The organism is Nocardia sp. N2S4-5 (genome assembly GCF_044628355.1).
GTDB lineage: Bacteria > Actinomycetota > Actinomycetes > Mycobacteriales > Mycobacteriaceae > Nocardia > Nocardia wallacei_B.
Window position 1 is genome coordinate 6,565,912 of the sequence record NZ_JBIUPM010000001.1, and the last position, 26,573, is coordinate 6,592,484.

The 26,573-nt window shown below is 69.6% G+C and carries 29 protein-coding genes, 2 tRNA genes and 1 pseudogene; 16 read left to right on the plus strand and 16 right to left on the minus strand.

What is annotated here, in order from left to right; translation table 11 throughout:
* Positions 1-199 precede the first annotated feature (199 nt).
* On the plus strand, positions 200-655 hold the full coding sequence (locus tag ACFMRZ_RS30410) for an acyl-CoA thioesterase (RefSeq protein WP_400183009.1): 456 nt from the start codon (positions 200-202) through the stop codon (positions 653-655).
* A 52-nt stretch (positions 656-707) separates the two neighbouring features.
* Complete coding sequence (locus ACFMRZ_RS30415; protein WP_280276734.1) at positions 708-1,400, plus strand: hypothetical protein; 693 nt, start codon at positions 708-710, stop codon at positions 1,398-1,400.
* 38 nt (positions 1,401-1,438) lie between these two features.
* Here the strand turns inward: ACFMRZ_RS30415 and ACFMRZ_RS30420 are convergent, their stop codons facing one another.
* Together ACFMRZ_RS30420 and ACFMRZ_RS30425 are read right to left on the minus strand one after the other, a co-directional pair.
* Positions 1,439-1,759 carry an AzlD domain-containing protein gene (locus ACFMRZ_RS30420; RefSeq protein ID WP_280276737.1) on the minus strand — a complete coding sequence of 107 codons (321 nt, stop codon included), beginning with the start codon at positions 1,757-1,759 and terminating at the stop codon, positions 1,439-1,441.
* Positions 1,756-2,466, minus strand: a complete 711-nt coding sequence (locus ACFMRZ_RS30425) for an AzlC family ABC transporter permease (RefSeq protein ID WP_400181706.1) — start codon at positions 2,464-2,466, stop codon at positions 1,756-1,758. The genes ACFMRZ_RS30420 and ACFMRZ_RS30425 overlap by 4 nt, the downstream gene beginning before the upstream one ends.
* A 73-nt stretch (positions 2,467-2,539) precedes the next feature.
* On the opposite strand from ACFMRZ_RS30425, the gene ACFMRZ_RS30430 reads away from it, so the two are divergent.
* Positions 2,540-3,112, plus strand: coding sequence for a helix-turn-helix domain-containing protein (locus ACFMRZ_RS30430; protein ID WP_400181707.1), 573 nt, complete (start codon positions 2,540-2,542; stop codon positions 3,110-3,112).
* 4 nt (positions 3,113-3,116) lie between these two features.
* Here the strand turns inward: ACFMRZ_RS30430 and ACFMRZ_RS30435 are convergent, their stop codons facing one another.
* Entirely contained in the window at positions 3,117-4,073 is a 957-nt protein-coding gene (locus ACFMRZ_RS30435) for an NAD-dependent epimerase/dehydratase family protein (RefSeq protein ID WP_400181708.1), read from the minus strand.
* Positions 4,074-4,161: 88 nt separating this feature from the next.
* Positions 4,162-4,458, minus strand: a complete 297-nt coding sequence (locus ACFMRZ_RS30440; RefSeq protein WP_400181709.1) for a hypothetical protein — start codon at positions 4,456-4,458, stop codon at positions 4,162-4,164.
* Between the two features lie 27 nt (positions 4,459-4,485).
* Here ACFMRZ_RS30440 and ACFMRZ_RS30445 point away from each other — a divergent pair, with 27 nt between their 5' ends.
* Positions 4,486-4,764 (plus strand): hypothetical protein, encoded by a 279-nt coding sequence (locus ACFMRZ_RS30445; protein WP_400181711.1) that lies wholly within the window; start codon positions 4,486-4,488, stop codon positions 4,762-4,764.
* 18 nt (positions 4,765-4,782) lie between these two features.
* On the opposite strand, the gene ACFMRZ_RS30450 is transcribed toward ACFMRZ_RS30445, so the two are convergent.
* Positions 4,783-5,478, minus strand: coding sequence for an HNH endonuclease (locus ACFMRZ_RS30450; protein ID WP_280276729.1), 696 nt, complete (start codon positions 5,476-5,478; stop codon positions 4,783-4,785).
* Between the two features lie 185 nt (positions 5,479-5,663).
* Here ACFMRZ_RS30450 and ACFMRZ_RS30455 point away from each other — a divergent pair, with 185 nt between their 5' ends.
* The 5 genes from ACFMRZ_RS30455 (at position 5,664) to ACFMRZ_RS30475 (ending at position 9,207) form a co-directional block, all read left to right on the plus strand.
* Positions 5,664-6,080 (plus strand): globin, encoded by a 417-nt coding sequence (locus tag ACFMRZ_RS30455; protein ID WP_280276728.1) that lies wholly within the window; start codon positions 5,664-5,666, stop codon positions 6,078-6,080.
* A gap of 124 nt (positions 6,081-6,204) precedes the next feature.
* Positions 6,205-7,803, plus strand: coding sequence for a glycoside hydrolase family 13 protein (locus ACFMRZ_RS30460; RefSeq protein ID WP_400181712.1), 1,599 nt, complete (start codon positions 6,205-6,207; stop codon positions 7,801-7,803).
* Between the two features lie 70 nt (positions 7,804-7,873).
* Complete coding sequence (locus ACFMRZ_RS30465; RefSeq protein ID WP_400181713.1) at positions 7,874-8,149, plus strand: hypothetical protein; 276 nt, start codon at positions 7,874-7,876, stop codon at positions 8,147-8,149.
* Complete coding sequence (locus tag ACFMRZ_RS30470) at positions 8,136-8,606, plus strand: DUF5130 family protein (protein WP_280276725.1); 471 nt, start codon at positions 8,136-8,138, stop codon at positions 8,604-8,606. The genes ACFMRZ_RS30465 and ACFMRZ_RS30470 overlap by 14 nt, the downstream gene beginning before the upstream one ends.
* An 88-nt stretch (positions 8,607-8,694) precedes the next feature.
* Complete coding sequence (locus tag ACFMRZ_RS30475; protein ID WP_400181714.1) at positions 8,695-9,207, plus strand: helix-turn-helix domain-containing protein; 513 nt, start codon at positions 8,695-8,697, stop codon at positions 9,205-9,207.
* Positions 9,208-9,222: 15 nt separating this feature from the next.
* On the opposite strand, the gene ACFMRZ_RS30480 is transcribed toward ACFMRZ_RS30475, so the two are convergent.
* The 3 genes from ACFMRZ_RS30480 to pepN all read right to left on the minus strand — a co-directional run bounded on the left by ACFMRZ_RS30480 (position 9,223) and on the right by pepN (position 13,094).
* Positions 9,223-9,813 (minus strand): ClpP family protease, encoded by a 591-nt coding sequence (locus ACFMRZ_RS30480; protein ID WP_280276723.1) that lies wholly within the window; start codon positions 9,811-9,813, stop codon positions 9,223-9,225.
* On the minus strand, positions 9,810-10,418 hold the full coding sequence (locus ACFMRZ_RS30485) for a ClpP family protease (RefSeq protein WP_400181715.1): 609 nt from the start codon (positions 10,416-10,418) through the stop codon (positions 9,810-9,812). Before ACFMRZ_RS30485 ends, ACFMRZ_RS30480 begins: the two co-directional genes overlap by 4 nt.
* 84 nt (positions 10,419-10,502) lie before the next feature.
* Positions 10,503-13,094 (minus strand): aminopeptidase N, encoded by a 2,592-nt coding sequence (pepN, locus tag ACFMRZ_RS30490; RefSeq protein ID WP_400181716.1) that lies wholly within the window; start codon positions 13,092-13,094, stop codon positions 10,503-10,505.
* A 120-nt stretch (positions 13,095-13,214) separates the two neighbouring features.
* Here pepN and ACFMRZ_RS30495 point away from each other — a divergent pair, with 120 nt between their 5' ends.
* Positions 13,215-14,042 (plus strand): phosphoribosylaminoimidazolesuccinocarboxamide synthase, encoded by an 828-nt coding sequence (locus tag ACFMRZ_RS30495; RefSeq protein WP_400181717.1) that lies wholly within the window; start codon positions 13,215-13,217, stop codon positions 14,040-14,042.
* Here the strand turns inward: ACFMRZ_RS30495 and ACFMRZ_RS30500 are convergent, their stop codons facing one another.
* The 4 genes from ACFMRZ_RS30500 to ACFMRZ_RS30515 all read right to left on the minus strand — a co-directional run bounded on the left by ACFMRZ_RS30500 (position 14,043) and on the right by ACFMRZ_RS30515 (position 17,751).
* Entirely contained in the window at positions 14,043-14,450 is a 408-nt protein-coding gene (locus tag ACFMRZ_RS30500) for a DUF1801 domain-containing protein (RefSeq protein ID WP_400181718.1), read from the minus strand. It abuts the gene before it with no gap.
* Positions 14,447-15,673 carry an RNA polymerase sigma factor gene (locus ACFMRZ_RS30505; RefSeq protein ID WP_400181719.1) on the minus strand — a complete coding sequence of 409 codons (1,227 nt, stop codon included), beginning with the start codon at positions 15,671-15,673 and terminating at the stop codon, positions 14,447-14,449. Before ACFMRZ_RS30505 ends, ACFMRZ_RS30500 begins: the two co-directional genes overlap by 4 nt.
* A 358-nt stretch (positions 15,674-16,031) precedes the next feature.
* Positions 16,032-16,433 carry a YciI family protein gene (locus ACFMRZ_RS30510; RefSeq protein ID WP_280276717.1) on the minus strand — a complete coding sequence of 134 codons (402 nt, stop codon included), beginning with the start codon at positions 16,431-16,433 and terminating at the stop codon, positions 16,032-16,034.
* Positions 16,434-16,530: 97 nt separating this feature from the next.
* Positions 16,531-17,751, minus strand: coding sequence for an NAD(P)/FAD-dependent oxidoreductase (locus ACFMRZ_RS30515; protein ID WP_400181720.1), 1,221 nt, complete (start codon positions 17,749-17,751; stop codon positions 16,531-16,533).
* Positions 17,752-17,906: 155 nt separating this feature from the next.
* On the opposite strand from ACFMRZ_RS30515, the gene ACFMRZ_RS30520 reads away from it, so the two are divergent.
* Positions 17,907-18,566: a DsbA family protein gene (locus ACFMRZ_RS30520; RefSeq protein WP_280276715.1), complete on the plus strand. Its 660-nt coding sequence runs from the start codon at positions 17,907-17,909 to the stop codon at positions 18,564-18,566.
* A 480-nt stretch (positions 18,567-19,046) separates the two neighbouring features.
* Here ACFMRZ_RS30520 and ACFMRZ_RS30525 read toward each other — a convergent pair.
* A pseudogene (locus ACFMRZ_RS30525) lies at positions 19,047-20,081 on the minus strand (M48 family metallopeptidase); the annotation flags it as partial.
* 96 nt (positions 20,082-20,177) lie between these two features.
* Here ACFMRZ_RS30525 and ACFMRZ_RS30530 point away from each other — a divergent pair.
* On the plus strand, positions 20,178-20,648 hold the full coding sequence (locus tag ACFMRZ_RS30530) for a ribose-5-phosphate isomerase (protein ID WP_280361217.1): 471 nt from the start codon (positions 20,178-20,180) through the stop codon (positions 20,646-20,648).
* Positions 20,649-20,651: 3 nt separating this feature from the next.
* Positions 20,652-21,467, plus strand: coding sequence for an Fpg/Nei family DNA glycosylase (locus ACFMRZ_RS30535; RefSeq protein ID WP_400181721.1), 816 nt, complete (start codon positions 20,652-20,654; stop codon positions 21,465-21,467).
* An 86-nt stretch (positions 21,468-21,553) separates the two neighbouring features.
* Here the strand turns inward: ACFMRZ_RS30535 and ACFMRZ_RS30540 are convergent, their stop codons facing one another.
* Positions 21,554-22,399 (minus strand): DUF1542 domain-containing protein, encoded by an 846-nt coding sequence (locus ACFMRZ_RS30540; RefSeq protein WP_400181722.1) that lies wholly within the window; start codon positions 22,397-22,399, stop codon positions 21,554-21,556.
* Between the two features lie 44 nt (positions 22,400-22,443).
* Positions 22,444-23,439: a diguanylate cyclase domain-containing protein gene (locus ACFMRZ_RS30545; RefSeq protein ID WP_400181723.1), complete on the minus strand. Its 996-nt coding sequence runs from the start codon at positions 23,437-23,439 to the stop codon at positions 22,444-22,446.
* Positions 23,440-23,891: 452 nt separating this feature from the next.
* Between ACFMRZ_RS30545 and ACFMRZ_RS30550 the strand changes: the two genes are divergently transcribed.
* Positions 23,892-23,962 (plus strand) — tRNA-Gly (locus tag ACFMRZ_RS30550).
* A gap of 61 nt (positions 23,963-24,023) precedes the next feature.
* A tRNA-Pro gene (locus ACFMRZ_RS30555) sits at positions 24,024-24,100 on the plus strand.
* A 12-nt stretch (positions 24,101-24,112) separates the two neighbouring features.
* Here the strand turns inward: ACFMRZ_RS30555 and ACFMRZ_RS30560 are convergent.
* The gene (locus tag ACFMRZ_RS30560; RefSeq protein ID WP_400181724.1) at positions 24,113-24,400 is read right to left on the minus strand and encodes a hypothetical protein; all 288 of its coding nucleotides are present in this window, start codon (positions 24,398-24,400) and stop codon (positions 24,113-24,115) included.
* Between the two features lie 200 nt (positions 24,401-24,600).
* Here ACFMRZ_RS30560 and ACFMRZ_RS30565 point away from each other — a divergent pair, with 200 nt between their 5' ends.
* The gene (locus tag ACFMRZ_RS30565; RefSeq protein ID WP_400181725.1) at positions 24,601-26,571 is read left to right on the plus strand and encodes an NB-ARC domain-containing protein; all 1,971 of its coding nucleotides are present in this window, start codon (positions 24,601-24,603) and stop codon (positions 26,569-26,571) included.
* Positions 26,572-26,573: the final 2 nt, after the last annotated feature.

The following is a 26,573-nucleotide window of genomic DNA, read 5'->3' on the forward strand; positions in this document are numbered from 1 at the left end:
TGCTGAGGTCCGCGCGGCGGTGTCGGGGCCGAGGGTCCGCGGCGGACCCGGCATACTGGGTAGCCGAATCGGTTTCGGAGGCATCGGCGCACCGGAACGATTCGGACCCGCTGCTCCACGACCCGCGGCGCAGGCCGCCCGGCGGCAGGCGCGCGCGTGGCGATCCGATCGGAGGTTACGTGTGACGAGTGTCGGTTCGGTGAACGGGCTCGCGAAGTCGGCCGATATCGCCGTGCTGCCCAAGCGTTTTCACACCAAGGTCGATGTCCGCTGGTCGGATATGGATGTCTTCCAGCACATCAACCACGCCCGGATGGTGACACTGCTGGAGGAGGCGCGGATCCCGTGGCTGTTCGAGGGTGACCGCCCGACCGCGGGGCTGCGCGCCGGTTGTGTGCTGGCCGATCTGCACGTGCGCTACCGGGGTCAGCTGCGGCACGAGGACACGCCGCTGGATGTGGCGATGTGGATCGACCAGCTGCGTGCGGTCGACTTCACCATCGGGTACGAGGTGCGCGCGAACGGTGTCGCGCTGGATTCGGCGCCCGCGGTGATCGCCAGCACCCAGATGGCCGCATTCGACATCGATACCCAGCGGTTGCGCCGATTGACCCCGGCCGAGCGCGAGTACCTCGCGCAGTGGAAGTCGGACTGACGAGGCGAGGGGCGCGACCGGCTGCGTCGCGCGGAAGGAGAGGACAGCGGCAATGATGCCGGGATTCGACCGTTCGGACCAGCGAGCGCTGCGGGTGCCCGATCCGGCCGAGCGCGAGAACCTGGCGACCTTCGTGGGCCGCGCGGTGCGATTGGATCCGGCCGCGGTGATTCGGTTGCGGCGGCGCGGTGACCGCTACGTAGCGGCTTGGACGGCAACGAGTTTCGAGGCGCTGGCGGTCCGCACCGTGGTCGCCGACCTGGGCGTCGACGATGTGACGGTGGGCGGCGATACGCTCCTGTCCGGTCTGACCGGTCCCGGCGCGGGCGGCCCGATCGACCTCGGTTTCTCGATGGATTCGGCCTGGCGCACCGCGCTTCCGCCGGCGGACGGCTGGGTGCATGTCGACGACGTCCCGGCGCGCAGCCTGGTCGAATTGGCCGAGCGCGGCGCGGAGGTGGCCGCCGAGCACGGCAGCGGTCTCGGCCCGCCGGTCTCCCTGCTGGACCAGGCGGTCCTCACCGTCACCGGCGCCGGACAGCAGGTCGAGGTCCCGATGCGGGTCGTATTCACCCTCACCGCCATGGATTTCATCCCGCACTCCGGCGACAAGGCCGACTCCCGGCGCATCGCCCCCACCGAAATAGTCCGTGTCCGCGCCGCCCGCACCTGGCTCCGCCTCGACGCCCGCTACGGCTCCGTGGCCCGCCGCCGCGGCCCCGGCATGCCCCTGACCCCCCGCTGACCGCCCAGTTGGTTCCCGGCTGTCACACCGCAGTCGGATCAGGCCACGCCGAGTAGGCGGAGGAGGGCGGTGGTGACGGCTGCCGAGAGGGCCACGACGATGAGCGGGGCGCGTCGCCAGGCGAGGACGACGGCGACGAGAACGCCTGCGGGGAGGGCGAATCCGGCCTTGTGACCGGTGGGAACGAGTTCGGTGACGGCCAGAGCGGTGAGCAGGACCACCGAGCCCGCCTCCAGTAGTCGGGTGACGCGAGGCGGAAAAGTGATGCGGCGGCGTAGCACCGGCCCCGCGAAGCGCAGGGCGTAGGTGCCCGCCGCCAAGGCCAGCGTGCCCGCGATCAGAGTGGTACCGACGGTCATGCTCGGTCGCTTTCGGATCGGGTCGGTTCGGACTGCTTTCCGCCGCGGCCGAATGCCAGAAGCGCGGCGGGGAGGGCCAGTAATACGGGAAGCCCGGCACCGAGGAAGGGTGTGGTCGCGGCGGCCACGCCCGCACCGACCAGGGCCGCGCGCCGGGTGGCTCGATCACCGCGCAGCGCGGGGAGCGCCAGGGCCAGCAGCACCGCCGGAAATACCGCGTCCAGGCCGAACCGGTCCGGGTCCGGGACCGCGGTGCCGACCACCACGCCGAGCAGCGCGCCCAGCGGCCAGGCCAGCAGCACGCCGAGTCCGCACAGCCAGAAGGCGGCGCGGCGGCGGTCGCGGTCGGATTCGGCCAAGGCCAGCGCCACCGACTCGTCGTTCATGACGTGGGTGCCGAGCAGCCGCCGCCATCCGGTGCCGACCACGTCGGGCACGGCGAGCCCGTACGGCAGGTGGCGAGCGTTGACCACCAGCCCCGCCAGCACCGCCGCGACCAGCCCGCCCCCGGCGGCGACGATGCCGACGAACAGGAACTCCGCACCACCGGCCAGCACCAGGACGCTGAGCAGGATCGGCAACCACGCGGGCATCCCGGCGGTCACGGCGGACGCGCCGTAGGAGACGCCGATCGCCACGACCGCCAGGCAGATGGTCGCTATACCGGTGAGATCACTCCGATCGAGTGTTCGCCATATCGAACGCACGGCTTCTATAGTGAACGCCACGACCCGGGCTCGTCAATCGCGCCGTCGCCGCCCGGTACTGTCTGAACCCATCATGACCGAGCACGACGACGCCCAGCCCGCCCCGCCGAAGGAGGCCATCGCCGCCGCGCTGCGCCGTGAGCGGACCCGCGCCGGGCTGTCGCTCACCGAGGTGGCGCGCCGGGCGGGTGTCGCGAAATCCACACTCTCGCAACTGGAATCGGGCGCCGGTAATCCCAGCATCGAGACCCTGTGGGCGCTGTGCGTGGCGCTGGGCATTCCGTTCTCCCGCCTGCTCGACCCGCCGCGCCCGCAGGTGCGGGTGATCCGGGCGGGGGAGGGGCCGGTGCTGGCGTCGGCGCAAGCCGATTATCAGGTGGCGCTGCTGGCGGCCAGCCCGCCGAACGCCCGCCGCGACATCTACCGCGTCTCGGCCGAGCCGGGCCTGCCTCGCCGCTCCGAACCGCATTCGCGCGGCGAGATCGAGCATCTGATCCTGGCGGCCGGACGCGCCCTGGCGGGCCCGGCCGCCGACCCGGTCGAACTCGGTCCGGGCGACTACATCCGCTACCCCGGGGACCAGCCGCACATCTTCGAGGCCCTCGAGCCCGGCACCTGGGGAATCCAGGCCAGCGAGTACGGCTGACCGGCTATGCGGCTACCGGCCGATCATCCGGGGCCACAACGGTTTTCCACCAGGCGACGGTGCCGCGGGCGATCTCGTCCAAGGGCGTGTGCCGCAGCCCGAGCTTGCGTTCGCTGGCGGTGGAGTCCAGCTCGAAGGGACGCTCGAACTGGTAGTTCATCTCCGCCAGTTCGCGCATCATGCCGTTCACCACGCCGACTGTGCGCAGTGCCCAGCCGGGCACGGCCAGCACCCTCGGGGCGGGGACGCCCGCGGCCGCGGCCAGGGCGGCGACCAGTTCGCGCATCGACACCGCGGGCGCGGTCGGCGCGTGCAGGAAGGAGTTCCACAGCGTGCGATTCGCCGCGGCGGCGATCATCGCCGCCGCCAGGTCGGGCATGTAGGTGAACGAATGTGGCAGATCCGCCTTGCCGAAGACCTGAACAGTCTTGCCCGCCAGGATGTTCGGGACCATCCGCTCGCCGGCGTGTGACATCCGCACGTGCGGCCCGATGAAGTCGGAGGCCGCCACGCTGACGGTCGGAGTCGGCGAGGCGTCACGCGCCCGCAGCAGCGCCACCCGCACGGCCGGCTTGCCGAAATCGGCTGTGCGGGGCATGTTCTCGGTCATCGGCCGGCTCACCGGCCCGTAGGAGTACAAGCTCTCCGGGAAAACGACCACGGCGCCGGCGGCTCCGGCCACCTCCAGCACGGTCTGCTCGGCGGCGGGCAGTTCGGCCCACCAGGTGCGCGCGGCGTACTCGGAGCCGTGCGTGCAGTGATAGACCGCCACCGCGCCGTCGACCGCTGCCGAAAGTTCTTCGCGCCGAGTGACATCCACCCGCCGACGCTCGATCAGCGGATGCTCCGGGCCACTCCCGGAGCGCGTCAGGATCCGGACGTTCTTCCCGGCGGCGGCGAGTTGCTCGGCCACGGTGGTGCCGACGGGCCCGGCCCCGGTAACGACGTGCAGTTCGGACATTGTGCGCACCTTTCGCTTTTGTGAGCGCTGATCTCTGTTGTATCGAGCATGCCCGGCACGCCCGATAAAGTCAAGAGCACTGCTCTCTTCAGTGCGCCGTGATCCAGGCCACCGACCCCAGGTGGATGACGGCACTCGTGGCGGATCCGGCGAGCATGCCCGAATTTCGTTGCAGCGCACCGATGATCACGTCGCCGACCTGTGCCAGCCCGGCGATCGCCAGTACAGGGACAAGGGCGTCGTGGAGGTCGCCGACGAGCACCGCCACCGCGACCGCGCTGAGCGGCAGCGCGCGGGCGGCGTACGCCTGGGCGTACATCGTCACGCCGGGCGAGGCTATGGTCCCGGCGTGTGCCAGCAGGGTCGGCCGGGCAAGTCCCAGCACGGCGGCTCCTCCCGTGAGGAGGGCGAAGTGGCGCCCAGCCTGGTGGTCGCGCTGGCCGACCATCTCGAAAGCCTCGACGCGCTACGCCGGATGCGCGACCCCGAGGATCGGCGGCGTCAGGTGCTGTCGCTCACGGGTCGAGGCAGGGAACTGCTCACCGCCTGCGCGGAGATCGCGCATCGGCTCGACGGCGAACTCGCCGCGGAACTGGCCGGTCGGGACCGCACCGCCTTGCGTCGCGCGCTCGCGACGATCGCGACGACCGCGGGATTTCCGCTGCTCGGACAGCTGCCGGAGAAGCGGTGAGCCCGGCAGGTCGACGACCTAGGCGGCACCCTCGCCGAGATACTGCAACCACACCGGATCCAGGTCGGCGGTGGTCGACAGCAACCTCCAGTGCGGCCCCTTCGGCGACACCAGCGGATGGTGCAGCGTCCAGCCCAGCTCGCTGAGCAGCTTGTCGGCCTTGCGGTGGTTGCACGGTGCGCAGGAGGCGACGCAGTTCTCCCAGGAGTGAGCGCCGCCGCGACTGCGGGGAATCACGTGGTCGATGGTCTCGGCCTTGCCGCCGCAGTACGCGCAGCGGTAGCGGTCGCGGTGCATCAGCGCCGCGCGGGTCATGGGGACTCGGGCGCGATACGGCACGTGGACGTAGTTGCGCAGGCGGATCACCGACGGCAGGGTGACGGCCGCGCCCGCGGAATGAACAACGGGGCCTTCGGGATTGTGGTGGACCGTATCGGCCTTGTCGCAGATCAGAAGGACGATCGCGCGGCGGGCGGAGAGCGCGGTGAGCGGCTCGTAGGTGGCGTTCAGAAGCAGCACCCGGCGCTTCAACCACGCGGCCACCGGGGGCGCGGGTTCGATGGTGCGGTGCGGCCAAGCAGCACCCTGATGAGAACGTTTATCGGAAAGGACATGCAGCGGAGTAGCCCCCGACCCACGATTGTGGACGTCGGCGGGCTGGAGTTGTCGATGCGTTCTGGCCTCGTGTGACCGAGCGCCCTGCCGCTGCTTCATGGGAACCCCGAATTCGTTTGGGCCGTTTCGTGTGGTATCTCGGCAGACACTGCCAACCAGTTGACCATGGAACCGACGCCTTTGCCAGCTGATTTGACACATTCCATCTGTGCTGTCGATGAACGCGTGGTGACACCCGCGGGTGGTATGCGCGACGGGGATGCCGGGCTCCGGGACCCGGCGATATGCTGGCGAGTGTGAGTTCCGGCGAGCAGACGGCGACATCGTTCTACGAGGCGATCGGCGGAGCGGAGACGTTCCACCGCATCGTGGCGGCCTTCTACCGGGAGGTGGCCGCCGACGAGGTGCTGCGCCCGCTGTATCCGGAGGAGGATCTCGGCCCGGCCGAGCGGCGGCTGCGGATGTTCCTGGAGCAGTACTGGGGCGGCCCGCGCACCTACTCCGACGAGCGCGGCCATCCGCGTCTGCGGATGCGGCACATGCCGTTCCGGATCGGCCCGATCGAGCGGGACGCGTGGTTGCGCTGCATGCGGATCGGCGTGGCGGAGATCGAGCCGGAGGTGCTCGACGACGAACATCGCCGTGCGCTGCTGGATTACCTCGAGATGGCGGCGAATTCGCTGATCAACTCGCCTCTCTGACGGCACGCGGAAAAATCGGGCATGGAGCGGAGCGTGTCCGATTCTCGCTGAACGTTAGCTCGATCTCGCCAACACGCGCCCCCGGGGCGACTTTTGCCGGAAACCTTTGGCACTATTGGCGTTTGTGACAGCTTCATCCCCCGGGGAGCAGGCCTCGCCGTCGGACGGGCCGTGGTGGCGTTCGGCGGTCTTCTATCAGGTCTACCCGCGGTCGTTCGCCGATTCGACCGGCGACGGAGTCGGCGATCTGGCCGGCCTCCGCGATCGGCTCGGCTATCTGGAACTTCTCGGCGTCGACGCGCTGTGGATCTGTCCGGTGATGCGCTCGCCGATGGCCGACGGCGGCTACGACGTCAGCGATCCGCGCGCCATCGACCCGATGTTCGGCGACCTCACGGTGCTGGACGAGGTGATCGCCGAGGCACACGACCGGCAGATCAAGGTCACCATGGACCTGGTGCCCAACCACACCAGCGACCGGCACCCCTGGTTCACCGCGGCCGTCGCCGCCGGGCCGGACAGTTCCGAACGCGCGCGCTACATCTTCCGCGACGGTCGCGGACCCGACGGCGCCGAGCCGCCCAACAACTGGCCGAGCGTCTTCGGCGGCCCGGCGTGGACCCGGGTGACCGAACCCGACGGCACCCCCGGCCAGTGGTACCTGCACATCTTCGCCCCCGAGCAACCCGACCTGAACTGGGACAACCCCGAGGTCGTGGCCGATTTCGAGCAGACCATGCGGTTCTGGCTGGACCGCGGCATCGACGGATTCCGCATCGATGTCGCGCACGGGATGGCCAAACCGCCGGGCCTGCCGGACATGGACACCGTCGACACCCGCATGCTCGTCCACGATGACGACGATCCGCGCTTCAACAATCCGGGCGTGCACGACATCCACCGGCGGCTGCGCAAGATCATCGACGAGTATCCGGGCGCGGTGTCGATCGGCGAGGTGTGGGTGGCGGACAACGTCCGCTTCGGCGAGTACGTGCGGCCCGACGAACTGCACCTGGCCTTCAATTTTCAGCTCGCCGAGACCCCCTTCGACGCCACGAAGATCCGTGCGGCCGTGGACAATTCGCTGGGCGCGGTATCGGCCGTGGGCGCCAGCGCCACCTGGACGCTGTCCAATCACGACGTCGAGCGCGAGGTCACCCGCTACGGGGGCGGCAGCGTGGGCGTGGACCGGGCGCGCGCGATGCTGCTGCTGGAACTGGCGCTGCCGGGCGCGGTGTTCGTCTACAACGGATCCGAACTGGGGCTGCCGAACGTGGACGACCTGCCCGACGAGGTCCTCCAGGATCCGGCATGGGAGCGGTCCGGGCACACCGAACGCGGCCGGGACGGCTGCCGGGTGCCGTTGCCGTGGGAAGGAGACCGGCCGCCGTTCGGCTTCACCACCGGCCGGTCATGGCTCCCGATACCGCCGCAGTGGGCCGATCTCACCGTCGAGGCGCAGCTGGAACGCATCGACTCGACGCTGTCGCTGTACCGCTCGGCCATCGAAATGCGTGCGCTGCGACCGGAATTCGCGGGTGACGAACTCGACTGGTACGGCAGCCCGGCCGGTTGCCTGGCCTTCCGCCGCTCGGGCGGTCTGGTGTGCGCGCTGAACGCCTCCGACGAGCCGATTCCGCTGCCGCCCGGCGAGGTGCTGCTGTCCAGCGCCCCGCTCGACGGCAACCGGCTGCCCGTGAACGCGGCGGCCTGGCTGGTCTGAGCGACGCGACACGGGTCGCGGTGGCTCACCGGTCGATACCCCGGTCGGGCGCATCGTCTACCGTTGGGCTGTGAGCATTCTCGAGACAGTGCTGATCTTTGTCGGCATCCCGCTGGTGATATACGCGGTGATCGCCGGATTGTCGTTTCTCGGCAAACCGCTGCCCGGCGAGAAGCCGGTCCACTTCAACCTCGGCGACAAGTGGACCGCGGACCCGGTGCTGTGGAGCGCGACCGATGAGGTGACCGTCTACGGTCACCACATCGCCGACCATTCGCATGACCATCATGCGGCTGTCGAATCCGGGGCGGAGCTGATCGGAGGCCGGGCAAGTGGCAAGTTCTAATTGGCCCGCGGTGGTCGAGGCCGACCTTCCGCGCGGATACGCCGTCACGACCAGCGGCCGGGTGTCCGGTGTGCACGAGGCGGGCGACGTGTTCAACGAGGCGCCGTTCAACGACACCGAACGGCTGCTGCTGGACAACACGCTCACCGAGGCCACCCGCGCGACCAAGGTGCGGTTCAACATCTACATCGGTGAGCTGCGGCCGGACCCGGCCACCGGCGTCGAGGCGCTCTTTCCTTCCACTCCGGAGGCGGCGCGCTCGGTGCTCATCGCCGTCTCGCCGAACGACCGCGCCATCGAGGTCCGCTCCGGCCGTGATGTCGCCGATCGGGTCAACGACCGCGTCTGCCAGCTCGGTGTCACCGCCGCGCTCAGCTCGTTCCGGCAGGGCGAGCTGATCGACGGTCTCGTGGCGGCCGTGCGAGTGATGGCCGCCGCCATCGGTCGCCCCAGCTGAACGGCAGGGGTTCGGCTGCGGGGGCGGCGATTACGCTCTGAGCGGAATGAGGGGGCGGGCCGCCGCGGCCGGGCCTTAGGCTCGGAGTATGGCCGAGCACCCGCGACTTCATTCGATCCCCGGCGGACGCGACGATCGCTCGCCCGCGCGGCCCCAGGAGGCGGTGCGGGAACCGCTGTGGCGCGAGGTGCTCGGGGAGCGGTTGCGCGCGCTGCGGCAGGAACACAGCGAGACCCTGGCCGAGACCGCCAAGCGCGCGGGCGTGTCGCCGCAGTACCTCTCCGAGGTGGAGCGCGGGCGCAAGGAACCGTCCAGTGAGATGATCGCCGCGCTGGCGGGTGCGCTCGGCACCTCGCTCGGCGGTCTCACCGAACAGGTCGCCGACGAGCTGCGCCGTCAGCGCCGCCTGGCCCTGGCTCGCCCGGCCGCCCTGCGGCCCGGCGCCCTGCCGACACTCGCGGGCGCTCCCGGCATGTCGCCCGCCGACCTCATCGAGATGGCGAACGGGCGACGCCGGATCGTCCGCACCCGGCCCGCCGTCCCCGAACGGGCTGGGCGCGACCGCAATTCGGGTCCCACACTCATGGCCTTGGCCGCCTGAGCACCGGCCGGATACTCAATCCCGGCGGCCGAGGATCTGGTCCACCAGGCCGTATTCGACCGCGGCCGACGCGGTGAAGACGCGGTCGCGGTCGGTGTCGTGGCGGAGGGTCTCCACGTCCTGACCGGTGTGCTCGGCCAGAATCGTCTCGATCTCCGTGCGCATCCGGACCAGCTCGTCGGCCTGGATGATCAGGTCGGGGATGGCGCCCTGACCCCGCGCCGCCGGTTGGTGCAGCACGATGCGGGTGTGCGGCAGCATCGAGCGGCGACCGGCCGCGCCGCCGGCGAGCAGCACCGCACCCACCCCGATGGCCTGGCCCACGCAGGTGGTCAGCACCGGTGAGTGGACGTGCTGCATGGTGTCGTAGACCGCGAGCATCGCCGACAGGTCGCCGCCCTCGCAGTTGATGTAGAGGTTGATGTCCTGGCCGGGGCTGTCGGCGTCCAGATGCAGCAACTGGGCGATGAGCGCGTTGGCCACGCCGGAATCGATCGGCGTGCCCAGGTACACGATCCGCTCGGTGAGCAGATGCGAATAGACGTCCATGATCCGCTCGCCGCGCGGATGCTGGGCGATGACATTGGGAATGGTGTAGCTGGTCATGCCGAGATCCCCACTTTCTGCCGCTGCGGAATCACCTGGTGGAAGGAGTCGACGATGCCGTCGATGAAGCCGTACTCCTGCGCCTGGGGGGCGCTGAACCAGCGGTCGTGCAGCGAATCCTCGTAGATGCGGTCGAACGGCTGCCCGGTGTCCTCGGCGATGAGGCCGAGCACGGTGTTGACGGTGTGCCGCAGATCGTCGGCCTGCACCTCGACCTCGCCCGCACTGCCGCCGATCCCGGCCGAGCCCTGATGCATGAGAATCCTGGCGTGCGGCAACGCGAATCGCTTGCCACGCGCGCCCGCCGAGAGCAGGAACTGACCCGCACTGCACGCGAGCCCCAGCGCCAGCGTCGACACGTCGCACGGCACCAGGCGCATCACGTCGCGGATCGCGAGCATCGACGGCACCGAGCCGCCGGGGGAGTGGATCCACAGGGAGATACCGGAATCGGGATCTTCGGCCGCCAGCGTCAGCAGCTGTGTCGCGAGCAGCGTTCCGTTGTCGTCGTCGAGTCCGCCGTCGAGGACCAGGATGCGCCGGCTGAGCAGTTGCTCGCGGGCGCGCCAGCTGAACAGCGGGATCTTGTTGTCGTCGTGAGCCATGCCCCCACGGTGCCCGACCCCGCCCCCGAAAACCGCCCCTCGCTGCTGTGAGCAGATCTGCCCACAGCAGCGAGGATGCGGGACTCAGCTCGCGTCGAAAGCCCTGGCGCGCAGGGAACGTTCGATCCCCGCCTTGCCCTCGGAGACCAGGCGGCGCAGCGCCGGGGGATGGTCGCCGGCGAGGAACTTGTCGGCGACGGCGACCGCCTCGGGCGTGATGGCCCAGTGCGGGTAGAGGCCGACCACGACGGTCTGGGCGACCTCGCTGGAACGACGCTCCCACACCTCCGGGATCTCCGCGAAGTAGCGTTCGACGTACGGGGTCAGCAGGTCGTCCTGGCCCGCCGGGGCGAAGCCGCCGACGATGGCGCGGGCGGTGATGTTGGGCACCGAGTCGTCGCTCATCACCGTGTTCCAGGCGATTTCCTTGACCTGAGGCCGCGGCCGGGCGGTGGCGGCGGCCGCGGCCTGGCGACGACCGGCCGCGGTGGGATCGCGGTCGAGTTCGGCGTCGATCACCGGCGTCGCGTCGTCTTCGGCGTCCACCGCGCCCGACTTGGCCAGCGCCTGCACCAGCCGCCAGCGCAGATCGGTGTCGACCACCAGCCCCGCCAGGCCCGCCTCCGCCGGATCGCCCTCGTACACTGCGCGCAGCACCTCGACGTGCTGCTCCGACAGCCGCGCGCCGGTCAGCGAATTCACGAAGGCCAGTTGATGATCCGACCCCGGTTCGGCCGCACGCGCCAGCTCCAGCAGGCGATCGGCGAACCGCGGCCAGCCCTCGCGTGCCGCCCACTCCGGATCGGCGTAGCTGCCCAGCGCGGTGTTCGCTTGCATCAGAACACGTTGCACCACACCGATTTCCGTCTCGGCGCCGACACCGCGCTGCACCAGTGCGACGAAATCACGGGCCCGCAGCTCCGCCTGCCGGGTCATCTCCCACGCGGCCGACCAGCACAGCGTGCGGGGCAGCGATTCGGCGATGTCGGCGATCCGGGTGACGACCGTCTCCTGCGACTCCGGGTCCAGCCGCACCGAGCAGTAGGTGAGGTCGTCGTCGTTGATCAGCACCAGCTTGCCGCGCGGGACGCCCACCAGTTCGGGCACCTCGGTGCGTTCGGCGGCCTCGAGATCCAGCTCGATCCGCTTGGTGCGCACCAGCTTTCCGTCCTGGTCGTCGTAGACGCCGACGGCCAGGCGGTGCACGCGGCGCTCGCCCGCGCCGGGCTGCGCGCCCTCCTGGAGCACGGCGAACCGGGTGAACCGGCCGTCGGCGTCCACCTCGAAGTCCGGGCGCAGGATGTTCAGGCCAGTGGTCTTCAGCCACTGCGCGCCCCAGCCGGAAAGGTCTCGGCCGGAAGACTTCTCGAGCGCGCCCACCAGATCGTCGAAGGTGGCGTTCCCGTAGGCGTGGTCGGCGAAGTATTCACGCAGACCGGCCAGGAAAGGCTCCAGCCCCACATAGGACACCAACTGCTTCAGCACGGAAGCGCCCTTGGCATAGGTGATTCCGTCGAAGTTGACCTCGACGGCGGCCAGATCCGGGATGTCGGCGGCGATGGGGTGGGTGGACGGCAGCTGGTCTTGCCGATATGCCCACGACTTCTCCACATTCGCGAAAGTGGTCCAGGCACTGGAGTATTCGGTGGCCGATGTCTGCGCCAGCACCGACGCGAAGGTGGCGAACGACTCGTTCAGCCACAGGTCGTCCCACCACTTCATGGTGACCAGGTCGCCGAACCACATGTGCGCCATCTCGTGCAGCACCGTCTCGCAGCGTCGCTCGTAGGAAGCCCGGGTCACCTTGGAACGGAACACGTAGTCCTCGAGGAAGGTGACCGCGCCCGCGTTTTCCATGGCCCCGGCGTTGAACTCGGGCACGAACAGCTGGTCGTACTTGCCGAACGCGTAAGGGACGCCGAAGTTCTCGTGGTAGAAGCCGAAGCCCTGCTTGGTCTCGGTGAAAAGCCGTTCGGCGTCCATGAATTCGGCCAGCGAGGCGCGGCAGTAGATGCCCAGCGGGATGCTGCCGTGTGCGTCGGTGTAGGTGTCGGTCCACTTGGCGTAGGGCCCGGCGATCAGCGCCACCAGGTACGTGCTCATGCGGGGCGTGGTGGCGAAGGTGTGCGTGACCACCGTGCCGGTCCTGCGGGTCTCGACGGCCGCGCCGTTGGAGATGACCTCCCAGTCCTGCGGGGCCGTGACGGTGATGTCGTAGGTGGCCTTGAGGTCCGGCTGGTCGAAGCAGGCGAACATCCGCTTGGCGTCGGCGGTTTCGAACTGCGAGTACAGGTAGACCTTGTCGTCGGTCGGGTCGACGAAACGGTGCAGGCCCTCGCCGGTGTGCGAGTACTCGCAGTCGGCCTCCACCACCAGTTCGTTGCGCTCGGCCAGGCCGGCCAGGCGCAGGCCCTCGGACTCGTCGTACTCGCCGATCTCCAGCGGGACGCCGTTGAGCACCGCGGACCGCACGCCCGCCCCCACGAAGTCGACGAAGGTGTCCGATCCGGGCGTCGCCGTGAAGGTCACCGTGGAACGCGAGAAGAACGTCTCCGACGTCGGCGCCGCCGCGCTGGTGGGCTGACCGGTGAGATCGAGTTCGACGCGATAGTTCTCCACGCTGATCGTCGCGGCACGCGTGATCGCCTGCTCTCGGGTGAGATTCGGTGCGGACAAGGAGGCTCCTTCGTCGGTCGGAGAACTGTGCGTCGCTGCCCAGAATGCCACGTGAGGCCGCGCCCGCGGTGGCCGGTGGCCTCGGTAAGCTGAGGTTCCAGCCAGCCACGAGGAGGACAGTTGAGGCACATCCACGCCGGTAAGGTGCGCGACCTGTACGAGGACGGCGACTCGCTGATTCTCGTCGCCTCCGACCGGGTGTCGGTGTACGACGTGGTGCTGCCGACGCCGATCCCGGACAAGGGCGCGCTGCTGACCCAGCTGTCGAACTGGTGGTTCGAGTACTTCGCCGCCGTACCCAACCACGTGCTGTCCACCACCGACGTGCCCGCGGAGTTCGCCGGGCGCGCGGTGCGGGTGAAGCCGTTGAAGATGGTGCAGGTCGAGTGCATCGCCCGCGGGTACCTGTCCGGTTCGGGGCTGAAGGAGTATCAGCGCACCGGCTCGGTCTCGGGGATCGCCCTGCCCGCGGGGCTGCGCGAGGGCGACAAATTGCCCGAGCCGATCTTCACGCCGACCACCAAGGCGTCCGTCGGGCACGACGAGCCCATCACCTTCGACGACGTGGTGCGCCAGGAGGGCCGCGAGGTCGCCGAGCGCCTGCGCGACCTGACGCTGGACATCTACTCCCGCGGCGCGGCGTACGCGGCGGAGCGCGGCGTGATCATCGCCGACACCAAATTCGAATTCGGCTGGGACGGAGACGTTCTCACCCTGGGGGACGAGGTGCTGACCTCCGACTCCTCGCGCTACTGGCCCGCCGGCGAATGGGCGCCCGGCCGCCCGCAGAGTTCGTTCGACAAGCAGTTCGTGCGGGACTGGGCGACCTCCACCGGCTGGGACAAGGAACCACCGGGCCCGGAGATCCCCGCCGAGATCGTCGACGCCACGCGCGGGAAGTACCGGGAGGCGTATCAGTTGATCACGGGGCGCGCCTGGCCCGCGTGATCAGCTGCGCGCCTTGATCTTTCGCCAGCCACCGGCTCGGTTGTCGGCGATGATGTGCCGGAACATCGCCACCAGCGCGGTGGTGTTGATCTCGTCGTCGCGGTAGATCGAGATCATGCGCGCGGTCTTGTTGTCGTGGCCGCCGGTGATGATATTTTCCGGGTCGGGGACGATGCCGCCGTCGTACAGGAAGATGTTCACGTGGTCCTTGGTGGCCAGCAATGCGCAGATGTTGCCCTGCAACACGAAGTACGGCTGCACGCGGCGCTTGACGGTCTCGGTGACCTCCGGATCGGCGGCATGCACCAGGTCGCGGACCTGACGGCAGATCGCCTGCTGCCACTCCGGCAGGGCATCGATGTAGGTGTCGACGCGCGGATCTTTCACATAAGGCTGCTGATCGGTCATCCTCGGCTCTCGTTTCTCAGTCGGGCGGCGCGGAGGGTCAGGTAGTCGCGTTCCGGGACGCTGGTGGTTCGCCGGGCCGCGGTGGTGTAGGCGGCGACGGCCGCGGTGCGGTCGCCCGCCATCTCGTGCAGGTGCCCGCGAACGGCGTCGAGACGGTGGTTTCCGGACAATCGGTCCGTCAGGGTGGCGGTCAGCTCCAGGCCCGCGGCGGGGCCGTGCACCATGGCGGTGGCGACGGCCCGGTTCAGGGTGACCATCGGGTTGTCGGCGAGGTCTTCGAAGAGGTTGTACAGCACCAGGATTCGCTCCCAGTCGGTGTCCTCGGCGCGGCGGGCCTGGGCGTGCAGCGCGGCGATCGCGGCTTGCAGGCGATACGGTCCGCGCAGGCCGTGGCCGATCGCGGTGGTGGCGAGGCGGATGCCCTCGGACAGCCGCGTGCGGTCCCATCGCGAACGGTCCTGCTCGAGCAGGGGAATCAGCTCGCCGCTCGGACCGGTCCGGGCCGACCGCCGGGCATCGGTGAGCAGCATGAGCGCCAGCAGCGCCGTGACCTCGGGATCGTCGGGCTGTAGGCGGTGTACCAGCCGGGTCAGCCGGATCGCCTCGGCGGCCAGATCGACGCGATACAACTGCTCTCCGGTGCTCGCGGTGTGCCCTTCGGTGAACATCACGTACAGCACATGCAGGACCGAGGCGAGGCGGGAGCCGTCCGTCGGCTCGATCGGCGACCCGAACGGGCGCTCGAGCGCTGACAGCCGCTGTTTGGCACGCGAAATGCGCTGTGCCATGGTCGCTTCCGGCAGCAGGAAGGCGCGGGCGATCTCCTCCGTGGTGAGCCCGCCCACCGCTCGCAGGGTCAGGGCGATGGCGCTTGCCGGGGACAATGCCGGATGGCAGCAGAGCAGGAACAGCGTCAGCGTGTCGTCCTGCCCGGAACCGAAGTCGCTGGGCGGCACCACTTCCCGCCCCGCCACCGTCGCCTCCCGCTGCCGCCGCGCGATCTCGGCCCGCACCGAATCCGCCAGCCGCCGCTGCGCCACCCGAATCAACCACGCCCGCGGATTGTCCGGAAGCCCCTCCGCCACCCACTGCGTCGCCGCAGCCACCATAGCCTCCTGCACAGCATCCTCAGCCGCATCGAAGTCCCCCGCCCGCCGCGCCAACACCCCCACCACCGCCGGCGCCAACTCTCGCAACAAACACCCCACCTCCACCGCCGGCACAGCTTCCGGTGCTCGCCCCGCTTGCGTCGCCAGCCCTGCTTGCGCTGCCCGGCCTGCTTGCGCCGCCCGGCCCGCTTGCGGTGTCTGCCCCGCTTGCTGCGCCTGTGCGGGTTGCGCCGTCTGCTCGGCTTGCGGTGCCTGTCCGGCTTGCGCTGACCGCGCGGCTTCTGCTGTGCTCCCCGCTTGCGCCGTTCGCTCGGCTTCCGGTGCGCACTCGACCTCCGGTGCCTGCTCTGCTTCCGGTGTTCGGTTTACTGCTGCCTGGGTCGCTCGCGTCATCTCTGTCACTGGGGCCGGTTGCGTTGCCTCTTTTGCTGATTGGGCTGGGGAGGGGCGGGACGGGTTGGGCATGGATGGCTCAGGCGTCGGGGGAGGGGGCGGACATGATGGCGCGGACTTCGATGTATTCGCCGATCGGTGTGCCGCCGGGGCCTGGGGAGGCGGAGGCGCGGGCGGCGATCTCGATGGCGCGTTCGGGGGTGTCGACGTCGACGATCCAGTAGCCGGCCAGGAACTCTTTGGTTTCGGAGAAAGGGCCGTCGGTGATCACCGGGGCCGAGCGGCCGTCGGAGGAGACGATGCGGGCCTGGTCGGGGGAGCCGAGGCCCTGGGCGTCCACCAATTCCCCGGACTTCCGCAGCTCCTCGCCCAGGGTTCGCTGGAATTCGATGTGGGCCGCGATCTCCTCCGGCGTCCACTGGTCCGGGGGAGTGTCGCAGTGGGCGGTCGGGCCGTAGGTCTTCAACAGCATGTACTTCACGGTCGGCTCCTGGATCTTCGCTGCGCCCGTCCTGGCGCTCTCGCGAACAGGTCGGGGCCGACCGCGCGGCTTCGACGCATTCGGTGCGTGATCGCGGTCACAATGCCGTCGAGGTGTCGGCCAGATGCTCCGGGTCGACCGGGTCGCCCGCGAGAATCAGCTCCTTGATCCGGTCGGTGACGTCCCAGATGTTGACGTTCATGCCCGCCAGCACGCGATTGCCGGAGTCCAGCCAGAAGGCCACGAACTCGCGCGTGCCGGTGTCGCCGCGCACCACGACCGACGCGTCCGCCCCGGGCGCGACGTACCCGGTGTACTCCATGCCCAGATCGTATTGATCGGTGAAGAAGTACGGCAGCCGGTCGTAGGTGGCGGATTTGCCCAGCATGGTCTGCGCCGCCACCGCGGGCTGATTGAGCGCGGTGGCCCAGTGCTCGACGCGGATCCGGCGGCCCAGCACCGGATGCTGGTGATCGGCGATGTCGCCGACGGCCACGATGTCCGGGTCGTCGGTCGCCAGGCTCTCGTCCACCAGCACGCCGCTCTCCACGGCGAGTCCGGCGTCGGCGGCCAGTTCGATATTGGGGCGCGCGCCGACCGCTTGGAGCACGGCGTCGGCCTCGATCACCGTGCCGTCCTCGAGCCGCACGCCGGTGGCCCGGCCGCCGGAAGTGGTGATCTCACCGACCTTCACTCCGCAGCGCAGGTCGACCCCGTGCGCGCGATGCAGGTCGGCGAACACCTCGCCCATCCGGGCGCCGAGCGCGGCCCGCAGCGGGACCTGCTCGGTCTCCAGCATGGTGACCTCGACGTCGGCGGCGCGGGCCGCGGCGGCGGCCTCCAGCCCGATCCAGCCCGCGCCGATCACCGCCAGCCGCCGCGCCGAGCCGAACAGCTCGATCAGCGCGTCGGACTGTTCGATGGTCCGCAGTTCGTACACGCCGTCGGCGTCGGCGCCGGGGATGGGCAGGCGTCGCGGCCGCGAGCCGGTCGCCAGCGCCAGTTTGTCGTAGGGCAGTGTCGAACCATCCGGCAGCGCAACGGTTTTCGAGGCACGGTCGACGGCCGTGACGGTGGTGCCGAGCATCAGCTCGACGTGGTGGTCGCGGTACCAGTGCGCCGGGTCGGGGGTGAAATCGGCGAGCTGCTGCTTGCCCAGCAGATGCTCCTTCGACAGCGGTGGTCGCTCGTAGGGCAGGTGCTCCTCCGCGCCGATCAGCGTGATCGAGCCCGCGAAGTCGTTGGCGCGCAACGCCTCCGCCAGCTTCGCCGCGGCGAGCCCGCCGCCTACGATGACGAACCTGGAATCTGTGCTCATGGAAACCTCCGTGCGACGGCAACCAGGTCGATTCCGACCCTACTGCGCCGCGCTGCGCGGGTCGGGAAATATCCGGAAGTTTCCGTCGTTGATGACTGTCGACGGCATCGGTGAGACCCGGCGGTGCCGGACCGACTTTCCGAGAGGACCCCGACGTGAGCGACACGACGACCACCCCGACCGGTGCCAAGGACCGGGTGGACTTCTGGTTCGACCCGCTGTGCCCGTGGTGCTGGATCACCTCCCGCTGGATCCTGGAGGTGGAGAAGGTGCGCGACATCGAGACCCACTTCCACGTGATGAGCCTGGCGGTGCTCAACGAGGGCCGCGACGAACTGCCCGAGGTCTATCAGGAGATGATGAAGACCGCGTGGGGTCCGGTCCGGGTGGCGATCGCCGCCGCGCAGCAGCACGGCGACAAGGTGCTGTCCCCGCTCTACACCGCCATGGGTACCCGCATCCACAACCGCCGCGCCGAATACGAACGTGAGGACCGGGGCGCGACACTGGCCGCCGTCATCGCCGACTCGCTCGCCGAACTCGGCCTGCCCGCCGAACTGGCCGAGGCCGCGTCGAGCACCGACTACGACGAGGCCCTGCGCGCCAGCCACCACGCGGGCATGGACAAGGTCGGCAAGGATGTCGGCACCCCCACCATCCACATCAACGATGTCGCCTTCTTCGGCCCGGTGCTCTCCCGCATCCCGCGCGGCGACGACGCCGGAAAGGTCTGGGACGGCGCCGTAGCCCTGGCCTCGTACCCCCACTTCTTCGAACTCAAGCGGACCCGCACCGAGGATCCGCAGTTCGACTGACCTACGCGGGTCTCCGGACATCCGACCCGGAACGCGTCGACGCCTGAATCCGGCCTGAGCGGTCACGATCGGTGCGAAACCGGCAAAAAATGCCGCGACGCACCGAAATGTGCCCGCCCAGGCCGGATCAGCTTGCTACTGGGAGTCTTTCGGGTCCTCGCCCTTGGTGCCGTCGTCCGGCTGCGAGTACCCCTCCCCGCTCGACGAGAAAGGCGGTCCAGCCGGAGATGGGGTCGCCCCGGTCGCGGCCGAGGTAGACCCGGGTGAGGTCGATCCGGTCGGGTGCGGGGTCGGTGTCGTCCCGGCTTCGCCCGGCCCGGCAGCGGGATGGCTCTGTCCGGCAGCGGGATAGCTTTGGCCGGTAGTCGGATAGTTGTGTCCGGTTCCGGGGTAGTTCTGTCCGGTTGACGGGAAGGGTTGGCCGGGGACGGAGTAGTAGGTTCCGGTTGGCGGGGTGTTCGGGCCGGCCGGTGGGTATCCTGGGCCGCCGGGTGGCGGGAAGCCTTGGGGGAGGGCGGGATTGGGCGGGAGGAGTGGTGCGCTCGGTCGCCAGAACAGTTTGCCGTGGCGGCTGCGGTCGCGCAGGGCCCACATGCGCCAGGTCAGCACGGGGTGCGAGGACATGGCGTTGGCGACCCAGACGAAGAAGCCCCTCTCCTGTCCGGCCCGGTCGGCCATCTCGTCGAATCCGACCAGGGGGTTGAGCCATTTGCCCGCCGCCAGCGTCCGCATCGCGCCGGGCGCGCCGACATGCCGGTTGCAGTATCCGTGATTGTCCGCGGTGTACTCCTGGCTACGGATCAGCGAATTGCCCAGGATCGGCAGGAACGGCACCAGGAACATGCCCAGCTGCCGCCAGTACGAGACGTGACCGGCGGCGATGTGCCCGACCTCGTGCCCGATGATGAACGCCAGCGCGTCGGGGTCGCGGGCCTGGCCGCCCACCTCGAACAGGTCGCTGTAGACCACGACGTAGCGGCGGAACCCGTGCCCGGACGCGAACGCGTTGATCTGCCCGTTGCCCGTGATCACATACGCGTCCGGCACCGTGGCCATGCCGAAGCGCTGTGCGGCCTCGACCACCATGCGGTAGCCCTCGGGAAACTGGGTGGGCGACATCCTGACCGCGTTCACCCGCTGCGTCGCGTAGTTCAGACCACGCCCGAGGTACAGCAGGATCGGCGCCCCCAGCAACAGCAGCATGTAGTCGTTGATCTCCCCGACCAGCAGCAGCACCATGCTGAGCAGATATCCGAGGCTCGTGACCACGATGACGATCACCAGCAGCGGAATCTCCCAGCTGTGCCGGGCCGGCATGCCGTACGGCGACAACCCGCGCGTGTGCTGCACCACCCGGGGCGGCGGCGGGGAGTACGGCGTCTGCGGCGCCCAGCCCGGCGGACCCACCCGCGGATCCCAACCGGCCAGCGCGGCAATGGGATTCCGCCCGGTTACGGCGTCGGGCTGCTGCCCCGGGTGTGCTGTCGGGGGCGACGTGCTGTCGTCGAACTGCATGAGCTGAACCTTAGGCAGTAACCGCCCGCCGCGCTCCCGGCACACCGCGTCGGCCCCGGGCACACCGCCTCTCGAGCGCCTGACACAATCGCAGCCATGCGCGTATATCTGGGTGCCGACCATGCCGGCTTCGAGCTGAAGAACCACGTGAAGGACCACCTGCAGCGGGCCGGTCACGAGGTCTTCGACAGCGGAGCGCACGTGTACGACGCCGCCGACGACTACCCGGCGTTCTGCATCGACGCCGCCCGCCGCGTCGTGGCCGATCCCGGCAGCCTCGGCATCGTGATCGGCGGCAGCGGCAACGGCGAGCAGATCGCCGCCAACAAGGTGCCCGGCGCCCGCTGCGCCCTGGCGTGGAGCATCGAGACCGCGCGCCTGGCCCGCGAGCACAACAACGCTCAGCTGATGGGCATCGGCGGCCGGATGCACAGCACCGAGGACGCCCTCGCCATCGTCGACGCCTTCTTGGCCGCCCCCTGGTCGAACGAGGAGCGCCACCAGCGCCGCATCGACATCCTGGCCGAGTACGAGAAGACCGGCGAGGCCCCCGCGCTGCAGAGCTGAGCCGTGCCTGAGGGGCATACGCTGCATCGCTTGGCGAAGCTGCATCACAAGCATTTCGCCGGGGGAGTGGTGCGGGTGTCGAGCCCGCAGGGCCGGTTCGCCGAGGGCGCGGCGCTGGTCGACGGCAGGACGCTGGTGCGCGCCGAGGCGTGGGGCAAACACCTGCTGCACCACTATGATTCGGGGCTCGTCGTGCACGTTCATCTCGGGCTCTACGGGACGTTCACGGAATCGACCGTGCCACTGGGCGATCCGGTCGGGCAGGTCCGGATGCGCATGATCGGCGCGGGTCGCTCGAACGGATCGCTGTACGGAACCGAACTGCGCGGCCCCACCGCGTGTGAAGTGCTGCACGAACCGGAGGTGGCCGCGCTCACCGCCCGGCTGGGCCCGGACCCCTTGCGCCGCAACGCCGATCCGGACCGCGCCTGGCAGCGCATCCGCCGCTCCACCCGCACACTGGGCGCACTGCTCATGGACCAGACCGTGGTCGCCGGTGTGGGCAACGTCTACCGGGCGGAACTGCTGTTCCGCCACGGCATCTCGCCGCAGCGCCGGGGACGCGACCTTACCGCGCTCGAATGGGACGAGCTGTGGACCGACCTGGTCGACCTCATGCGGGTCGGTGTGCGGCGCGGGAAGATCGTCGTCGTGCGGCGCGAACACGACCGTGGCGCACCGTCATACGCCGAGGGCAAGCCCCGCACCTACGTCTACCGCCGCGCCGGCGAACCATGCCGCGTCTGCGGATCCACCGTGCTGCACGCGGTACTCGAGGGCCGAAACCTGTTCTGGTGCCCTACTTGTCAGCCCGAGTGACTCCGAGCCATCGGCTGATCGGCGAAAGGACCTTCCGCAACCCTGATGCAGGGCACCGCAACGGTCCGCGCGGGTCGTCGCCGGGCTCAGAAGCCCCCGTCTAACCCGCCGCCGTCGAACCCGCCACCATCCCAGCCGCCGCCGTCGAATCCGCCGCCGTCCCAGCCGCCGGACCCGCCTTGGTCCGCGAAGCCCTGGTCGCCGCCCTGGTCGACGCCGCCCTGGTCGATAGCCCCCTGATCGCCCGAATCCTGCCCGGCCGCGAATCCGGCGTCGTAGCCCTCGCCGTAACCGCCCTCGAAGCCGGAAGCGCCGTAGGCGACCCCGGACATGCCGCTGAACAGGGCATCGAACAACAGCACCGAGCCGATGCCCCAGGCGCCCGCGACCAGCGCGGTCTTCCACCACGGCTCCGAGTACCACCCGGCCGGGACCGGGCGCCCGGCGACGCGGCCGCCGGGGTAGTAGTTCGGCGTCTGCGGGGAGGGCGACGGTGACGCCTCGATCTGCCGACCCTCGAAGTCGACCGTCCGGTCCTCGGTGACCCGCCCGGCCGACCGCTGCCCGTCCAGCTCCGGCACCGGCGGGCCCGGGTCCAGGTTCATCGCCGTGCGGGCCGCGCGCACGTAGTACAGGCCCTCGACCGCGGTCTCCTTCGCCAGCCGGGCCTGCGTGACGGTGTTCGCCTGGTCGATCTGGGAACCGGCCGCGTTGAGCCGTTCACCGGCGTCGGCCAGGGCCTGCTTGGATGCCTCGTCGTTGCCGACGAGGTTGTAGACCTGCCCGCCGAGCCGCTCGATGAGCCGGCGGGCATCGGCCTTGGCGTCGGCCAGCTCGGTGGCCTGCCGGTTGCGCTGTGCGGAACGTCCGAAAAATGACACGGCCAGAAACACCACCAGAACGAGAACCAGGAGGACAAAGAGGGTTGCCACATGCACCAGGGTACGCGGGCGCCCAGGCCGCGACCGGTCGCCGATCAGCCCGCGACGGCCGTGTCGTAGCCGAGCCGCGCGGGCGCGTAGCTGTCGGGTTCGGGCTCCTCGTCGTCCATTTCCGACAGCGCGAACCGGCGTTTGCCGGCCGTTTTCGCCGAGTACATCGCGCGGTCGGCACTGCGCAGCAGGTCGGAGAAATCACACGACCGGCCCGGCGGGCAGTAGGCCGTGCCCACGCTCGCCGACACCGGCACCGGGCCACACGCGGTCGGCACCGGGTCCTGTAGCGCGGCGAGGATGCGCATGGCCAGCTCGCCCAGGGTATTGCGGCGGGCCGGGAGCGCCAGCACGAATTCGTCGCCGCCGTACCGGCAGACCACCGTGTCGCGCGGGCAGGTCGCGCGGAGTCGGCGGGAGATCTCCACCAGCACCTCGTCGCCGACGGAATGGCCGTAACCGTCGTTGATCTGCTTGAAATCGTCCAGATCGATCAGCAGCAGGCCGACGCCGCGGGAGCGGTCGGTGGCCATCAGCCGCACGCGCTCCTGCAGCAGCGACCGGTTGGCGAGGTCGGTGAGGGCGTCGTGGGTGGCCTCGTGCCGGAGCCGGTGCTGCAGGGCGGCGATCTCCTGCACCCGCACCGATACCGCCTCGGTCAGATTGCGTTCCTGCTGGGCCAGGGCGCGCTGCTGGAGCGCCTCCGCGTACGCGTCGATGGCATGGCTGGCGACGAACGGCCAGCGCGTGGACACCAGCGAACCCGGGTCACCGGGCGCGAAGCCCAGCAGCGCGCGGGTGGCCGGGGCCAGCATGCGGGTGCGATCGAACGGCGCCTCGCCCAGTCGGCGGCCGATGGCTCGCGCGGCCGGAACCGGGAACGGTTCCGAGCGCGCCAGATCCATCAGTTCGTCGATGATGCCGGCGAAAACCCGTTCCAGATGTTCGGGCGATACGGTCAGGCCGCTGCTGCTGTAGACAGCACGGACCCAGTCCCGGGTGGTGGCCGCTTTGGCCTGCGTCTCGAGATCGGCGGGCATCGATGCTCACCTCACGCGAACGCCGTCTGCGCCGGTACCCCGACCGGTCACGCCCTCCGGATCGTGCTCACTACCTTGCGGTCCGGTACACCTAACTCGATGCACGCTCACCGCCCCCTTTCCAGATACCCCCGTCCGGCAAAAAGGATCCTAGCAAGCCACTCGACACCGAAAAATGGTGTTTTACAACCTGTTCCGATATCTCGCGAATGGCGACCGTCCATGTCATCGCTGATCAGGCAGGAGTGTTACAGCTTCGCCTGCGTGTCGTGAGCGGCGTGTTACGCGTGTCGGCCCCGGCGCGCCGAACGGGTGCCCGACTCACGGCGCTGTGACGAAAATTTCGTTCCGGGCGAACGCGGGCAGTCGCGGCGATTGGCGTTCGGGATCGGGGATTCGGTACAGTCCTAGGCGCAGACGACATCGTGGCGATCCCAGGGTGTCGTATGCGTGCGGGCGTAGTTCAATGGTAGAACCTCAGCCTTCCAAGCTGATGGTGCGGGTTCGATTCCCGTCGCCCGCTCTGGCAGCGGCCGTCTGCCGGCCCCCGCAGTGGGGAGTCCCAGCGAGTTGCCGGCCTGTAACGGGATGTAGCGCAGCTTGGTAGCGCATCCGCTTTGGGAGCGGAGGGTCGCAGGTTCAAATCCTGTCATCCCGACCAACTTTGGACCGATTACCGCACCGGAACGCACTCCAACTGGGACGGGTCGTAGTAGCGGGCCCGCGCCCTCTCGCATTCCTCCATGCTCGGGTACGGGCCGGGATCCGGCTTCTGGAAACGCTCCGCGGAACCGGACGCCACCGGGGTGGCCGCGCGGCCGTCCGGTCCTGCCGCGACGGCGGTCAGCGAAATCGGGTCGGCCAGTGCGGGTCCCTGTGCGGCCGCGGCGCCCGCGTGCAGGGCGGACCAGGTCGCGAGCCCGGCCAGGGTCAGGGCCGCGGCGGAACGAAATGTGGTCATGGCGGTGTCCTCTCGTTGGCGATCGATCGAGACGTCTGTTCCGACGTCACGAGCCGATGATGGGGTCTGTCGCACGGGACCGGTCCCGTGCGTGATTCGCGGGTGCGCTGGTGGCGCGGAACATCATTCGGTGTCGCGCGTTGGCATTCCGGTGGCCGGATGGCTCGGGTAGGCTGCGTGCGGCGCAGGGGAGGTGTGTGGTGGACGTACCGAGGCAGATCCCGCCGCGTAACGGCAATTTCGTGGATCGTCATGCGGTTCTGGCCGCGGTCGAGGAGCACGCTGCCGGGTCGGTGGGGAATGCGACGGTCGTCATCAAGGGATTGCCGGGTGTGGGCAAGACCGCCGTGGTGACGGAGTTGATGCATCGTCTCTCCGAGGGCTATCACGGCGGACAGCTTTTCCATCGTCTCTCGGACGCCACATCGATTCCCGATCTGCTCGCCAACAGTCTTGTGGCACTGGGCGTTCGGCGTGAGGACCTGCCGGATCTCCCGGAAGCGCGACACGGGCACTACCTCACACTGACTCGCGGGCGGCGCATGCTGGTCGTCCTGGACGGCGCCGCCACGGCGGCTCAGGTGTCGTGGCTCGAGCCGGCGGACGGCGGGTCGCTGATCGTGGTGACCGGACGGAACTCCGCCGCCGACCTGAGCCGGGGAGGACGCGTGTTCGAGCTGGATCCGTTGCCCGGCGACGAGGCGCGTGAATTGCTGGGCCGGATCGTGGGGCCGGAGCGGGTCGCCGCGGAGCCGGAGGCCGCGGGGCGAATCCTCGTGCTCTGCGCCAACATGCCGTTCGCGCTGTGCGTGGTGGGGAGCCTGATCGCGCAACACCCCGCGCGACGGATCGGCTCGTTCGCCGATCTGCTGAGTAGCGACCGGCGCCGGTCGACAGCGCTGTCGTTGCCGGAGATCTTCGACGCCGCCTACACCTCCCTGTCGGAAACCGCCCGGGAATGCTATCGAGCCCTCGGCCTGCGTTCGCATGCCGGAACGTTGTCGTCGGCGGCCCTGGCCGCGGCGCTGAACCTCCCGGCCGACGAAGTCGACTGGTGCGCAATCGAACTGGCGAACCTGCATCTGGTCACCGAACGCGCTGGCGGTTACGAGATCAACGATCTGGTCCGCGTGCATGCTCGCGGGCTCGCCGACAGCGAGCGTGACCGCCGGGAAGAACGCCTGATCGACTACTACGACCGTGGCCTGAAAGCCGCGGACACTCTGCTCGCGCCCAACCGGCCGTGGCGGAATCTGCTGTTTCCGGCCGTACGGTTTCCCGGGCCGGGCACCGGTGAGTTCACCGATGCCGACGGCGCGCGCGAGTGGCTGCGACGTGAACACGACAATCTCGTGACCGCGGCGGAGTACGCGCTGGGCGCCGGTCGTGACGCGCTGGTCGCGCGGTGGTCCGTCTTGCTGTGGCCGTTCCAGGAGCAGGACAAACGCCTCGATGCGATGCTCGCGGTCAATGCGCACGGCATCACCGCGGCGGAGCGGTCGGACCTGGCGGAGGCGGCGAGCTTCCTGCACACGCAGGCGGGTTTCGTGCACTACTGGCGGCGTGCGGCGCCGCAGGCGGTGGCGTCGTTCGAGCGAGGTGTCCAGGCCGCGCGCAGGTTGCCGCCATCCCGCCTCGCCGCGCAGTTGGAGGCGTCCGCACTGGAAGGGCTCGGGCTCGCACAGCTGGTCGGCGGGTCTGTCGAGGCGGCGCGAGACACCTTGCGGCACAGCTACGAACTCGCCCGAGGGATCGGCGATGGTCGCAGACTTGCCTTGGCGGCGTTCCACCGGGCGAAGGTGGAGGAACCGAGCCTGGCACTGACTCTGCTCGCGGACGCCCACGACTTCTTCGCCGCGGCGGCATCACCGGAGCCCGACAATGCCGCGAAGATCCTGGCCTGGCGCGGACGAAAACTGCTCGAGCAAGGCGGCACCGTCAGCGTGGCCGAGGAGCTGCTGAAGTCGGCCCTCTCCGTGATGCGGCACCGACGGCGCAGGTTCGACGAGGCGGAAATCCTTGTTGCCCTGGGTGATTGCGCGCTCGCGGCGGGGGACCGGGCGACAGCGGTGGAACGCTACCGGGCAGGGCACTCGATCTACTCGGATCTCGCGTTCCGTTCCATCGCCGCGGTGGTGCAGGAGCAGATCGATGTCGCGTCGGCGGAGTGACC